Origin of the sequence: Rhodoferax sp. OV413 (assembly GCF_900104385.1) — a bacterium.
Taxonomy (GTDB): Bacteria; Pseudomonadota; Gammaproteobacteria; order Burkholderiales; family Burkholderiaceae_C; genus Rhodoferax_B.
The window spans coordinates 230,423-243,132 of sequence record NZ_FNJA01000002.1; the positions used below are offsets into that span (position 1 = coordinate 230,423).

At 67.3% G+C, this 12,710-nt stretch carries 16 protein-coding genes; 8 read left to right on the forward strand and 8 right to left on the reverse strand.

Going from position 1 to position 12,710, the window contains the following annotated elements; genetic code table 11:
* The first annotated feature begins 12 nt into the window (after nucleotides 1-12).
* Nucleotides 13-702, forward strand: coding sequence for a YkgJ family cysteine cluster protein (locus BLT66_RS08490; RefSeq protein ID WP_092757259.1), 690 nt, complete (start codon nucleotides 13-15; stop codon nucleotides 700-702).
* 127 nt (nucleotides 703-829) lie between these two features.
* Nucleotides 830-1,246, forward strand: a complete 417-nt coding sequence (locus BLT66_RS08495) for an ABZJ_00895 family protein (protein WP_092757260.1) — start codon at nucleotides 830-832, stop codon at nucleotides 1,244-1,246.
* A gap of 93 nt (nucleotides 1,247-1,339) precedes the next feature.
* Here the strand turns inward: BLT66_RS08495 and BLT66_RS08500 are convergent, their stop codons facing one another.
* A complete protein-coding gene (locus BLT66_RS08500) occupies nucleotides 1,340-1,939 on the reverse strand; it encodes a short chain dehydrogenase (protein WP_092757261.1) in 600 nt (199 codons plus the stop codon).
* Nucleotides 1,940-2,047: 108 nt separating this feature from the next.
* Between BLT66_RS08500 and BLT66_RS08505 the strand changes: the two genes are divergently transcribed.
* The 4 genes from BLT66_RS08505 (at nucleotide 2,048) to BLT66_RS08520 (ending at nucleotide 4,839) form a co-directional block, all read left to right on the forward strand.
* Nucleotides 2,048-2,929, forward strand: coding sequence for a LysR family transcriptional regulator (locus BLT66_RS08505; RefSeq protein ID WP_092757262.1), 882 nt, complete (start codon nucleotides 2,048-2,050; stop codon nucleotides 2,927-2,929).
* 30 nt (nucleotides 2,930-2,959) lie between these two features.
* Nucleotides 2,960-3,469 (forward strand): GNAT family N-acetyltransferase, encoded by a 510-nt coding sequence (locus tag BLT66_RS08510; protein ID WP_092757263.1) that lies wholly within the window; start codon nucleotides 2,960-2,962, stop codon nucleotides 3,467-3,469.
* A complete protein-coding gene (locus BLT66_RS08515) occupies nucleotides 3,466-3,852 on the forward strand; it encodes a surface-adhesin E family protein (protein ID WP_092757264.1) in 387 nt (128 codons plus the stop codon). Before BLT66_RS08510 ends, BLT66_RS08515 begins: the two co-directional genes overlap by 4 nt.
* A gap of 144 nt (nucleotides 3,853-3,996) precedes the next feature.
* Nucleotides 3,997-4,839, forward strand: coding sequence for a DUF4399 domain-containing protein (locus tag BLT66_RS08520; RefSeq protein WP_092757265.1), 843 nt, complete (start codon nucleotides 3,997-3,999; stop codon nucleotides 4,837-4,839).
* An 8-nt stretch (nucleotides 4,840-4,847) separates the two neighbouring features.
* Here BLT66_RS08520 and BLT66_RS08525 read toward each other — a convergent pair whose 3' ends face one another.
* Complete coding sequence (locus BLT66_RS08525; RefSeq protein ID WP_092757837.1) at nucleotides 4,848-5,801, reverse strand: GlxA family transcriptional regulator; 954 nt, start codon at nucleotides 5,799-5,801, stop codon at nucleotides 4,848-4,850.
* An 82-nt stretch (nucleotides 5,802-5,883) separates the two neighbouring features.
* Between BLT66_RS08525 and BLT66_RS08530 the strand changes: the two genes are divergently transcribed.
* Both BLT66_RS08530 and BLT66_RS08535 read left to right on the forward strand, forming a co-directional pair.
* On the forward strand, nucleotides 5,884-6,915 hold the full coding sequence (locus BLT66_RS08530) for an SLAC1 anion channel family protein (RefSeq protein WP_092757266.1): 1,032 nt from the start codon (nucleotides 5,884-5,886) through the stop codon (nucleotides 6,913-6,915).
* A 143-nt stretch (nucleotides 6,916-7,058) separates the two neighbouring features.
* Nucleotides 7,059-7,664: a DUF4337 domain-containing protein gene (locus BLT66_RS08535; RefSeq protein WP_176955017.1), complete on the forward strand. Its 606-nt coding sequence runs from the start codon at nucleotides 7,059-7,061 to the stop codon at nucleotides 7,662-7,664.
* A gap of 2 nt (nucleotides 7,665-7,666) precedes the next feature.
* Here BLT66_RS08535 and BLT66_RS08540 read toward each other — a convergent pair whose 3' ends face one another.
* From BLT66_RS08540 to BLT66_RS08565, 6 genes are all read right to left on the reverse strand, one after another.
* Entirely contained in the window at nucleotides 7,667-9,100 is a 1,434-nt protein-coding gene (locus BLT66_RS08540; RefSeq protein WP_092757839.1) for a sensor histidine kinase, read from the reverse strand.
* 64 nt (nucleotides 9,101-9,164) lie between these two features.
* Nucleotides 9,165-9,596: a nuclear transport factor 2 family protein gene (locus BLT66_RS08545; RefSeq protein WP_092757267.1), complete on the reverse strand. Its 432-nt coding sequence runs from the start codon at nucleotides 9,594-9,596 to the stop codon at nucleotides 9,165-9,167.
* The gene (locus BLT66_RS08550; RefSeq protein ID WP_092757268.1) at nucleotides 9,593-10,354 is read right to left on the reverse strand and encodes an SDR family NAD(P)-dependent oxidoreductase; all 762 of its coding nucleotides are present in this window, start codon (nucleotides 10,352-10,354) and stop codon (nucleotides 9,593-9,595) included. Before BLT66_RS08550 ends, BLT66_RS08545 begins: the two co-directional genes overlap by 4 nt.
* 64 nt (nucleotides 10,355-10,418) lie before the next feature.
* Nucleotides 10,419-10,943, reverse strand: coding sequence for a DUF3833 domain-containing protein (locus BLT66_RS08555; RefSeq protein ID WP_092757269.1), 525 nt, complete (start codon nucleotides 10,941-10,943; stop codon nucleotides 10,419-10,421).
* Nucleotides 10,940-12,187, reverse strand: coding sequence for an MFS transporter (locus tag BLT66_RS08560; protein WP_092757270.1), 1,248 nt, complete (start codon nucleotides 12,185-12,187; stop codon nucleotides 10,940-10,942). Before BLT66_RS08560 ends, BLT66_RS08555 begins: the two co-directional genes overlap by 4 nt.
* Entirely contained in the window at nucleotides 12,184-12,678 is a 495-nt protein-coding gene (locus BLT66_RS08565) for a chalcone isomerase family protein (RefSeq protein ID WP_255406838.1), read from the reverse strand. Before BLT66_RS08565 ends, BLT66_RS08560 begins: the two co-directional genes overlap by 4 nt.
* Between the last annotated feature and the right edge of the window lie 32 nt (nucleotides 12,679-12,710).

Below are 12,710 nucleotides of genomic sequence, written 5' to 3' on the forward strand. Positions count from 1 at the left end.
CCAGACCGCCCCATGAAGCCACCTCCGCTGGCCCTCACGCCCGAAGAGCAGGCCGCATTCCTGCAGTCCGTCGACCAGGTGCAGCAGGCGGCGCTGCGCGGGCTGGAGGCGCAGCCTGGCGGCTGGGCGGTTGTGGCGTTTGTCCGGCATTTGCAGCGCGGGGTGGATAGTGTGGTGGCTACCGTCCGGGACCAGGGCGTGCGGCTGGACTGCGCGGCCGGTTGCAGCCATTGCTGCCACGCCCGGGTTGAGGCGATGGCGCCCGAGATATTCCAGATTGCCGGCGAACTGGCCGCGCGGCCGCCGCTAGAGCAGGCCGAGACTGTGGCGCGGCTTGAGGCCTACCTGGCGGTGCAGACCCAGGACGCCAGCCCGCAGGATGCGCCTTGGAGCTGCCGGCCGGCGTGCCCTTTCCTCATTGACCAGCTGTGTTCCATCTACGCGGTGCGCCCGGCAGCCTGCCGCAAGGCGCATTCGCGCGATGTGGCCGCCTGCGCGAGCGATGCCGCGCTGATTCCACAGAGCCTGGAGCTGGCTGTACACGCCGAGGCGCTGCAGCTGGGCACTGCGGCTGCCTACCGCCAGCGCGGCCTGGACGCCCAGCCGCACGAGCTGGTGCAGGCCGTGCTGCTGGCGCTGCGCGACCCGTCGGCACTCAGCCGTTGGCAAGATGGCGAGCCGGTGTTCGGCGTGGACCGCTAGGTAGCGGCCGGCTTGCCAGCCTTCCTCCATTTTTGCGTGCGGACCGAATGTGTGCGGTGGCTAAGATCGGCGCGTAGGTGCTGCGGTTTTCGCGGCACGCATGGCATTCACCACCAGGAGATCCACCTTGAAGATATCGGGCGTTTTCATACGTTTTGCGGCTGCCTACATTGGCCTGGTGGTGGTCGTGCTGGTGGGGTTTGGGCTTGCGGGCGTACAGCCCAACTCCGGTGTGAACGCCGGGGTACTGGTCGGCGCGGCGTGGTGGTCCTGCCTGGCGTTTGGTGAAAAGAATGCCCGCTACTTCAGCTCGGCTGAAAAGACGCGTGTGGTGTGGGGAATGATCACTATCGATTTGCTGATTCAGCTGGCCGTCGCCATTCCTCTGCTGGGTTCCGCGGGGGCTTTTCCGGTCGGGGCGCTGCTCGCGGGGGTCGCCTTTGTGATGGCACTGCACGCTATAGGCATCTACTTTACGGTTGGCTATGCGGGCAAGATATTTGCCAAGCAGCAAGCTAAAAAGTTGGCGAAGGCCGGCGCTTAGCCCTTCGCTCCAAGCGGCGTGCAACCGCAAACCGCAGAAGGCCGCTGGGCGGCATGTGCTGCATGCCATTCGGTTTCGGGTCCAGCGTATGGCCTACTGCACCCGGTACACCCGCCCGGTCTGTGCGCCTTCCACGCTGCGCTGGTAGGCCAGGGCCGCGCGCTCGCCGGAGACCGGTTCGAAGCCTGCAAAGTAGGCACCGTAGGCGGCCATGGACTCGGTCAGCACCGTGGGGCTGACGGCGTTGATGCGCAGGCCGCGTGGCAGCTCGAGGGCGGCGGCGGCGACGAAGGCCTCAATGGCGCCGTTCACTGCCGAGGCGCTGGCGCCATAGCGGATCGGATCGGTGGACAGGATGCCGCTGGTCAGCGTCACCGAGCCGCCGTCGTTCAGGTAGCGCTGGGCCAGCAGGGCCAGCTGCACCTGACCGAGCAGCTTGTCCTGCAGGCCGATGTTGAACTGCTCGGCCGTCATCTCGCCCAGCGGGCCGAAGTGCACATTGCCGGCGGCGCTGACGATGGCGTCGACCTTGCCGACTTTTTCAAACAGCGCCGCCAGGCTGGCCGGCTGGGCCAGGTCGGCCCGGTAGTCGCCGCTGTTGCGGCCTACGCTGACGATGCTGTGGCGGGCTGCCAGATTGGCCTGGACGGCTTGGCCGAGGGTGCCGTGGGCGCCGATCAAGAGGATTTTCATACGCTGTTCCTGGGTGAGAAGTGGTGAAGCTCCGATTGTTTTGCAAATTCAGAAGCGCATAAAGTAGTTGATACTTCTTTATCTACTAACCAATGGTTCTGAATAGCGATGGATAAATTCCGCAACATGGAGGTCATGGTGGCCGTGGTGGAGGGCGGCAGCTTTGCCGCTGCGGCGCGCCAGCTGAATATCTCGGCGGTGATGGTGGGCAAGCACATCCGCCTGCTGGAGGCGCACCTGGGCGCGCGGCTGGTGCAGCGCAGCACCCGCCAGCACAGCCTGACCGAGGTGGGCGCCGGGTTTTACGAGGACTGCAAGCGCGTGCTGGAGCAGGTGCGCTGGGCCGAGTCGGCGGTCGAGCGCAGCCGGGCCGCGCCGCAAGGCCTGCTGCGCGTCAGCGCGCCGACCACGCTGGGCAACCATGTGGTGGCGCCGCTGGTGGCCGACTTCCTACTGCACAACCCGCAGGTACGGGTCGAGCTGCAGCTCAGCGACAGCCTGGTGGATCTGGTCGGCGACGGGGTGGACGTGGCGGTGCGCATCGGCCCGGTGGTCGACCAGAGCCTGGTGGCGCGGCGAATGCAGCCCTACCGGATGGTGATTGCTGCCGCGCCCGCCTACCTGGAGCGGCAGGGCCGGCCGCTGCGCGCCAGCGACCTGGCGCAGCACACCTGCCTGCGCCACTCGGTCTGGAACGGGCGCACCGGGTGGCCGCTGCGCGAGGACGGCATCGCCGTGGATTGGCCCGAGCAGTCGCGCTTCACCTGCAACCTGGGCGATAGTTTGCGTACTGCCGCGCTGTGCGGCCTGGGCCTGGTGCTGCAGCCCCGGGTGCTGCTGGCCGACGACCTGGCCAGCGGCCGCCTGGTTGAGGTGTTGCAGGACTGCGCGCCCGCGCCCCGGCCGGTCAACCTGGTGTATGCGCCAGACCGGCGCCAGCTGCCCAAGCTCAGCCGCTTCGTCGCCCATGTGCTGCAGGCGCAAGGCTAAGATGCATTTCCCCCCAACCGAATAAGCCGCATGCAGACCACCATCCGCCACGCCGAACAGGACGACTACGCCGCCATCGCCCAGATCTACGCCCAGCCGCTGGCGGCGGCTGGCACCATGCAGATTCCGCTGCAGTCGCGCGAGGTGTGGAGGCAGCGGCTGGCTGGCATGGGAGCCCACGACCGCATGCTGGTGGCGGTGGTGCAGGGCGAGGTGGTCGGGCACCTGGGCATCCACCCGGTGCCGCACCCGCGCCGATCCCATGTGGCCGGCATCGGCATGGCGGTGCGCGACGACCGGCAGGGCCAGGGCCTGGGCACGGCCTTGCTGAAGGCCGCCATCGACCTGGCCGACAACTGGCTGAACCTGCTGCGCCTGGAACTCACCGTCTACGCCGACAACACCGCCGCCCAGCGCCTGTACCAGGGCCAGGGCTTTGTGCTGGAGGGCACGCACCGCGGCTACGCGCTGCGCCAGGGGCGTTATGTGGATGCGCTGGCCATGGCGCGCCTGCACCCTGTGCCGCCGGCGCTGGCATGAACAAGCATCTGCTAGCCCTGCTGCTGGCCCTGGGCTGCGGCCCGGCGCTGGCCGACTGGGTGCGCATATCCACCAGCGAGACTTCGGTGTTCTACATCGACTCGGCGATTCCGCCCAAGGTGGGTTCGAATGTGATGGTCTGGATACTGCGCGACCACAGTGCGCCGCAGGTGGGCGCGGGCGGGCCGTTTGCCTCGTCCAAGGACCAGATCGAGATCGACTGCGCGGGCAGGCGGGTGCGCCGCATCTATTCGTCCGACCACCCGCAAGCCATGGGCAAGGGCAAGATGGTGCATTCCGAGCACGGCCCCATGAGCTGGAACCTGGCCGGGCCGAACACCATCGTGAAACGCATCGTCGACATGGCCTGCCTGCAGTCCTGAGCCCGTGGCAGGCCCTACCGCATTGCTATGCAATTTGCAGCGTACCCCGCTCGTTCTGTCTGCGGTAGAGTGGCATTCTTTACAAAGCCGAAACAGACGCGCGCCGCGACTGGGAGGGCTGGCTTTTTTATCCGAGGGATGCCTATGTGGATGCGAACAAAAGTGGCGCTGGCCTGGCTGGGCCTGGTCGGGTGTGCGGCGCTGGCGCTGCCGGCCGCGGCGGCGGGCAGCACGGACCCGGCCAAGGCCGCCGCGGTGGACGACAGCCTGTTCCATCCCTGGATGTTCCCGCCGCCGCAGCGCAGCCCCAGTGCCTACTTCAGCAACCTGCAGGACGGCGCGCAGGTCGAGTCGCCGTTCGTGGCGCGCTTTGGCCTGTCGATGCGCGGCGTGGTGCCGGCCGGCCACAAGGTGGGCCTGGCCGGGCACCACCACCTGCTGCTGAACCAGGAGCTGCCGCTGGACTTCACCAAGCCCCTGCCTTTCACCGCCAACTACATCCACTTCGGCAAGGGCCAGATGGAGACGGTGCTGGACCTGCCGCCCGGCGTCTACACCCTGCGCCTGGTGCTGGCCGACCAGGGCCACATCCCGTACTTTGTCTACAGCAAGCCGCTCAAGCTCACGGTGACCCAACGCAAGCCGGGTGTGGCGCCGGCCGATGTGGTGGGGCTGCCGCGGGTGGAGATGCTGGGCGTGGCCGACGGCGCGCTGCAGCAGCCGCCGTTTCGCCTGGTGTTCCACGCCTCGGGCTTCAACATCGCGCCCGTGGCCGCGCAGCTGCCGGACACGCATTACTTCCGGCTGGTGCTGAACCGCCCGGGCGCCAAGCCCGAGGTGCTGAGCTTCAAGTCGGGCCAGACCGAGGCCTGGCTGAACCCGCCCAAGGGCGCGTACACGGCGCAACTGGAGCTGGTGCGCAACGCGACCAGCCCCGAGGCCGTGGTGGCCCGCACCCAGCCCACGGCGTTCACGGTGGGGCCTTGAAAATACCGTCAGCCGGCGAAGCGCCTTCGGTATTCCACCAGGCTCACCCCCAGCCGGCGGCCAAAGGCCCGCCTGAAGCCGTCCACATTCGCATAGCCCACCGCATCGGCCAGCCGCTTGGCGGGCAGGTCTGATTCTTCGGCCAGGCGGCGCGCTGCGTCGATGCGTGCGTTCTCGACAAACTCGGCCGGCGTTGTGCCGGCTTCGCTGCGGAAGATCCGCGCGAAGCTCCTCTCGCTCATGCCTGCGCGCGACGCCAGCGCGGGTATCGACAAATCGCCTTTCAGATTCGCCAGCACATAGTCCTGCACTTCGCGCACCTCCGAGCGCTCCGATGTCTGCGCCGCCAGGTGGGCACTGAACTGGCTTTGGCCGCCAGGGCGCTTCAGGAACATCACTAGTTCGCGCGCCACGCGCAGCGCGAGTTCGCGGCCGTGGTCTTCTTCCACCATCGCCAGGGCCAGGTCCATGCCGGCAGTCACGCCCGCGGAGGTGAACAGCTTGCCGTCTTGCACATAGATCGCGTCCGCTTCGACACAGGTACCGGGGTAGGCCGCCGCCAGGCGGGTGGCCGAATTCCAGTGGGTGGCCACCCGCTTGCCATCCAGCAGTCCGGTGGCCGCCAGCACGAAGGCGCCGGTGCATACCGAGCCATAGCGCCGAACGCTGTGCGCCTGCTTTCGGAGCCAGTCTTGCAGCTGCAGGTCGCTGGCCATGTCCTCGATGTTCGGGCTGCCTGCAATCAGCAAGGTGTCGATAGGCCCGCGCTGCGTGGCCACGGTGGCGTCGACGGCCAGGCGCAAGCCGCCGCTGCTCCTCAACATGCCTTCTTCGCTGCCGATCACCTGCACCTCGTAAGCTCGGGGCTTGCCGAGCTGGCGCGCGGCTTCGGCGAAAACGTCCGCCGGCCCGGCGACGTCCAGCAGTTGGAAACGGGGAAAAGCGAGTATGGCGATACGCATGGCAGACATTGCCCAATGATTGGCGGAAAACGCCGTAGGTTGGCAGAGACAGTGCTCGAAGTTTGGCAGAAACTACAAGATCATGCAAATCCAGCCAAAGGAGCTCGTTGTGCCAAGCCTGTCCATCAACCCGTCCGTTCCGGTTCTTTCTCCACCCAGCGTCAGCTCGGTACGCAACCTGCCCGTCAACCTGTTTGCTTCGGTCATGGGGCTGTCTGGGCTGGGCCTGGCCTGGCGGCTGGCGCACAGCAGCCTGGGAGCGCCCGCCTTGGTTGGCGAGGCCATCGGCGCGTTCGCTGTGGGTATCTTCCTTCTGCTTGCATGGGGCTATCTGGCGAAGCTCGTCAAGCATCCAGAGGTCGTGCAGGCAGAGTTTCGGCATCCTGTGGCTGGCAATTTTTTTGGCACCATCGCGATCTCGCTGCTGCTGTTGTCTGCGGTCCTCGGGCCTTACAGCCCGCCCGCTGCCCGCGCCCTCTGGTCGGTGGGTGTGCTGGCGACCTTCGTGCTCTGTTACGTCGTGGTCTCCCGCTTGCTCCAAGGCCAGGTCGACGCGTCGCATGCCGTGCCGGCCTGGATCGTCCCGTGCGTGGCCACGCTGGACATTCCGGTCACCGGCGCACAGATGCCCATGGCCTGGGTGGCGGAAATCAATCTGCTGGCCGGTGCGGTGGGTGCCGTGTTGGCGCTCGTGCTCTTCGCGATGATCGTCAGCCGGCTGGTGCACCGCGATCCGCTTTCTCCCGGCATGGCCCCGTCGCTGATGATTCTGGTGGCGCCCTTTGCGGTGGGGTGCCTCGCGTACAGCAATATCGTTGGCGGGATCGACCGCTTTGGCGCGCTGCTTTTTTACTTTGCGCTGTTCATGTTCGCGGTGGTCGCGCCGAAAGTCTTCCGCCCCAGCGTCCCGTTTTCTGCGGGCTGGTGGGCGATCAGCTTTCCGATGGCTGCGCTGGCCAATGTCGCGCTGAAGTACGCTGAGTTCCGGGCCACCGGGCTGCACTGGGTGCTGGCCATAGGACTGTTAGGCGCACTCAGCTTGGTAGTGGCGGTGTTGACGCTGCGCACCGTGCGGATCGCGCTGAACGGAGAGCTGTTGCAATCCACCAGGTAAGGCTAAGAATTTACCCGCTACACCGGTGTGGTTCAGCACGGGGCCGCACCTTTAAGCCTGCCCTAAGAAAAAGACCGGCGCGGCTGTTACAAGCTCTGCAGCGCCTGGCCACTCTCCGGCCGGCGACCCACAGAAAGCTTGTCATGGAACTGGACCCCTTGGATATCGTTGAATCCGCCAAACCCGCCCGTAAGCCCGCCAAGCGGCGCTGGCTGAACCCGGCGGTGGCCATTACCGTGGCCTTGCTGGCCACCTTTTTGGGGATCTGCAAGGTCAAGGACGACAACATCGTGCAAGCCATGCAGCAGGCCCAGGCCGACAAGCTGGACCACTGGCAGTTCTACCAGGCGCGCAATGTGCGCGAGGAAATCGCCAATGCCACCCTGGCCCAGCTGCGTCTGCAGGCCATGGCCGTGGTGGCGCCGGTCCAGCAGGCGGCCTACCAGGAACAGATCGGCAGCTATACCGCCCTGGCCCAGAAGGAAGGCCAGAAGAAGGCCGAACTCAAAACCCAGGCCGAGCAGGACCAGGCCAGCTACGACGCGCTGAACTTCCGCGACGACCAGTTTGACCTGTGCGACGCGCTGATTGCCATCGCCATTTCCATGCTGGCCGTGGCCTCGCTGACGCAGCTACCCGCCCTGTACATGCTGAGCCTGGTGCCGGCCGGCTTTGGCGTGCTGATGGGCGTGTCGGGCCTGGTGGGCCTGGGCATCCACCCGGACGCGCTGATCAAGCTGTTGAGCTGAGCTTACCCTCCGAACCACACCTCCACCCGCAGGCCGGGCGGCACCGCGGCGGTGTGCGCGTCTTCCAGCAGCACCCGTGCCTGGTGTTGCCGCGCGATCTCCTGCACGATGGACAAGCCCAGGCCTGAGCCATCGGCTTCCGTGCCCAGCGCCCGGTAGAACGGCTGGAACACCAGCTCCCGTTCGGCGGGGGGAATGCCGGGGCCGTTGTCCTCCACCTGCAGCAGCGTGCCCTGGCCGTCGGGGGCGGCCTGTATGCGCACGGTGATGATGCCCGGATGGGCGTCGGTGGACGGGGTGTAGTGCATGGCGTTTTCCACCAGATTGCGCACCAGCTCCTTCAGCAGCGTGGGGTTGCCCTGTATCTGCACGCCGGGGCTACCGGGCTCGGCGCCGTCGTAGCCCAGGTCGATGCGCTTTTCCAGCGCGCGCGGCACCGAGTCGCGCACCACCTCGATGGCCAGGCGCGCCAGGTCGCAGAGCTGCAGGCTCTGGCTGACGCCGCTGTTCTCGGCCCGGGCCAGCGCCAGCAGCTGGTTCACGGTATGGGTGGCGCGGATGCTGGAGCGGCCGATCTGCTGCAGCGAGCGCTTGAGTTCGGCGGTGTTGGTGCCCTCGCGCTGCGCCAGATCGGCCTGCATGCGCAGCCCGGCCAGCGGGGTTTTTAGCTGGTGGGCGGCGTCGGCCAGAAAGCGCTTTTGCGTGGCGATCGAATCCTTCAGCCGGGTCAGCAAGTCGTTCACCGACGACACCAGCGGCGCCACTTCCAGCGGCACGGCTTTTTCGTCCAGCGGGCTCAGGTCGTCAGGGGTGCGGGCGCGGATGCGCTCCTCCAGCTGCTTCAGCGGCTGGATGCCGCGTACCAGCGCCAGCCACACCAGCAGCACCGCCAGCGGCAGGATGACGAACTGGGGCAGCATCACGCCCTTGATAATTTCGGCCGCCAGCACCGAGCGCTTTTCGCGCGTTTCGGCCACCTGCACCAGGGCCAGCGGGTTGCCCGGCAGGTCCAGGCTGACCCACAGGTAGGCCACGCGCACGTCCAGGCCACGCATCTCGTCGTCGCGCAGGTGCACCGGGCCTTCGGCGGGTTTTTCGTCGGCCGGCGGCAGCGGCAGGTCGGTATCGCCGCTGAGCAATTCGCCATGCGCGCCACGCACCTGGTAGTAAACCTGGTCGGAGTCGTCGGCCCGCATGATTTCGCGCGCCGGCAGCGGCAGGCTGAACTGGGCCTGGTGCGGCTGCGACACCACCAGCAGCTGCGACAGCGCCTGGGCGTTGTACTCCAGCGCCCGGTCGAAGGGCTTGCCGGCGATGCCCTGAGCCACCAGCCAGGTCAGCGCCAGGCTCACCGGCCACAGCAGCAGCAGGGGCGTGAGCATCCAGTCCAGGATTTCGCCGAACAGGGAGCGTTGCTCGCGCTGGAAGATTTTCACGGTGGGTTCAGGGGCCTGTGCATGCGGCATCTTAGCCATACCACCTCCCGACTAACTTACGTGTTCACCCTGTGCCCACTCTATGCTTGAGCCAACGCATCAGGCCACCGACCATGGGTAGTTTCTCGTACAGCTCCTCGGCCGCGTCCCAGTAGTCGCGGTGCAGGGTGATGCGGCCCTGCGCGTCCAGCTGCAGGTGCGAGCCGCCGTGCACGGTTTGCGTGACACCGGGGTGGTAGTTCTTGAAGCGGAATTCGAAGTCCCAGGTCAGAAAGCACTGCGGGCCGCTGACGATACGCTCGTGCACCACAAAGCGCGGGTCGTGCAGGGCCGTGAACATGTGCTGGTAGATGCCCTGGATGGCCGGCAGGCCGCGCACATCGTTGAACGGGTCTTTGAAGCGCGCGTCGGGCGCATAGATCTCGCCGCAGCGGGCCAGGCTCTGCGGGGTCAGGGTTTCGAAGAACGAGACGATCTGTTCGACGGCTGGGGTCATAGTCCGGTCATTCTGCGGATGGCGGGGAAGTAGGCGCGGTAGGGCAGCAGCGCCAGGGCTTTCATCCACAGGGTGAAGCGCTTGGGGAAGTGGATCTCAAACTGGCCACGGCGCCAGCCGCGCAGTATGGCAAAAGCCGCTGCTTCGGGGGTGATCAGGGCCGGCATCTGGAAGTCGTTGTGCGCCGTTAGCGGGGTTTGCACAAAGCCCGGGCAGACCAGGCTGACGCCAAGGCCGCGGTCGTGCAGGTCCAGGTACAGGGTCTCGGCCAGGTTGATCAGCGCGGCCTTGGTCGGCCCGTAGGCCAGGCTCTGCGGCAGGCCGCTGTAGCCGGCCACGCTGGCCACCAGGCTGATGTGGCCATGGCCTTGCTGCAACAGCCGCGGCAGCACCGCGTCCAGCATGTGGAGCGCGCCCACGTAATTGACCTGCAGGTGCTGCTGCATCTCGGCCAGGCTGTAGGCGGTGGCGCGCTGCGGCCGGTAGTAGCCCGCGCAGTAAATCACCGCGTCCAGCCGCTCCAGCCCGTCGGCGGCGGCGCGCAGGGCTGCGGGGTCGGCGGCATCCAGCGGCAGGGCGCGCGCGCCCGGGTGCTCCGCCACAAAGCGTTCCAGCGCGTCGGCGTGGCGGGCCGACACCACCACCTGCGCGCCCTGGCCGTGCAGCAGCTGCGCCGTGGCACGGCCGATGCCGCTGGAGGCGCCGATCAGCCACACGGTCTTGCCGCGCCAGTCGGTGATGGGGGGATTCAGTGCCATGCTGTGTGCTCTGTTTTTAATAGCTGCTTGCGCTGTTGATATATGCGCCAGAGGCCGATTTGGCTTAACGTTTTGTAAAAGAGAGCGTGACTTCGCCCAGATGGATGCCCAGCTTGCTCATGCTGGCTTTGTTCAGCATCACCTTGTCGGTCACCAGGTACATCCAGTCGTCGAACTGCACGTGGTAGACCGTGCCATCGACCGGCAGCGCCAGCGTGTACTGCCAGTGGAAGGCGTTGCCGCTTTGCTCGCCCAGGGCCGCGCCCACCACGTCGTCGGCCCGGCCGCTGAAGCGGCCATCGGCGTCGCGGTGCAGCCGCCAGACGCGCTTTTGCGTCGTGCCATCGGAATAGGTAAACGACTCGTCGAGCACGCCGTCGTCGCCGCTCCAGCTGCAGACCATCAGCACGGTGAAGCGCTTGACCACCTTGCCGGACCGGTCGGTGAACACGCCGTACGCGTCCAGCGTGCCGTTGAAATAGCTGCGCAGGTCCAGCTTGGGCGTCTGGTTGGCGTAGTCGGCCACCTGGGGCCCGGCGCAGCCCACCAGCACAGCGCTGGTGGCGAGTAGGAGAAGACGGCGTTTCATAGGGAGTCCTTGGGGCGAATGATGAGCAGGTACAGCGCGCCGGCTGCAGCCAGCTTGAGCACGCAGGGCAGCAGGCAGTAGATGGCCGTCAGGGCGTGCAGCGCGGCCGCATCCTGGGCGCCGGGGGTGTAGCCCAGCCAGGCCAGCAGCGGCAGGGCCAGGCCGGCGGCCAGGGCCAGGTTCAGCTTGGTGGCGAAGTTCCACCAGCCAAAGTACAGGCCTGCGGTCTGGCTGTGGCTGCGCTGCACGATGCCGGCCAATAGCGCGCCGGGTAGGGCCAGGTCGGTGCCCAGCGCGATGCCGGACGCGGCGCAGACCAGCAGAAAGGCGACGCTGTCGCCCGCGCCCAGCAGCGCCGCACACACAAAAGCCGCCACCGCCACGCCCATGCCGACCAGCCAGGTGCGGGCCAAGCCCCAGCGCGGCACCAGCCGCAGCCAGAGCGGAATCGACACGGCGGCGCACACAAAGTAGGTGGCCAGGAACAGCGGCTGCAGCGCCTCGGCCGCCTGCAGCCGGTCTTGCACAAAGAACAGCACCAGGGTGGCGGGCACGGCGCTGGCAATGCCGTTCAGCAAAAACACCGCCAACAGCCGGCGGAACACCGGGTTGGCAAACGGCTGCCACAGCGCGGCGCGGTGCACGGCCTGGCGCTGCGGCTGCGGGCCGACGGCGCGGGTCCAGGCCAGCCAGCCCAGAGCCAGGCACAGCGCCAGCAGCAGCACGGTGGCCGGCAGGCCCAGCAGCACCGGCGCCACGCTGGCCACCACTACGCCGACCAGGCCCAGGCCTTCGCGCCAGCCGACCAGGCGGCTGCGCTGGCCCTCGTCGCCGCCCAGCAGCGCGGCCCAGGACTGGTGCAGCACGCCCAGGGTGCTGTAGGCGGTATAGGTCAGCACCAGCAGGGCGGCGGCCCATAGCAGCACATGCTGCTGGGTGGCAGGAAAGAACAGGCCCCAGAAGCCTAGCGCCATCAGCACCGCCGCCATGGCGGCCACCCCCAGCACGGCACGGGTGGAGCGAGCAAACAGCGCATCGCCCCAGCGGCCTAGCAGCGGGTCGATCAGGCCGTCGAACAGCCGCGCGCCCAGCAGAATCTGCCCCAGCACCGCCAGCGGCACGCCCAGGGTGGTGGCGTAGTGGTGCGGCAGCACCACGTACAGCGGCAGCGCCACAAAGGCCAGCGGCAGACCCATCAGGCCGTAGGCAAAGCCGTTGCGGGGGCTGAAGGCGGCAGAGCTCATGGATGGCCCGCCAGCAGCTGTTTGCGCATGGCCGGCTCCGATGTCTGGGGCGACAGCCAGATGCCGAAAAACAGGCGCGCGAAGTCTCCATCGCTGACCTCGCCGGTGGGCTGGCCGTTGGTCAGGAAGCGGGCCGTGCGGGTCTGTGGCAGGTAGATGCCCAGGATGCGGTCGTCCTTCTTCACGTCGGGAAAGGCCGATTCCAGCTTCTGCTGCCACGCCTGGGCCTGTGCGTCGGAAATCGGCGCGCTGCGGCGCATCTCGGCCAGCGAGCGGCGGGCGATGTCGGCGCGGCTGAAGTCGCGCAGATAGCGCAGCTCCAGCGCGAACGGCGTGTCGGCATAGCGCGCGGCCTGGAAGCCGGGCGCCACCCAGAGTTGGGCGTCGTAGATATCAAAGCCCCAGACCTTGAGCCGCGTGCTACCGCTGAGGCTGGCTTGCGGCACGGCAGTGGCGACTTCGCTGGGCAGCTCGGTGGCCCACAAATTCAAGCAAAACAGGCCGCTGGCGCACAGAGTACCTG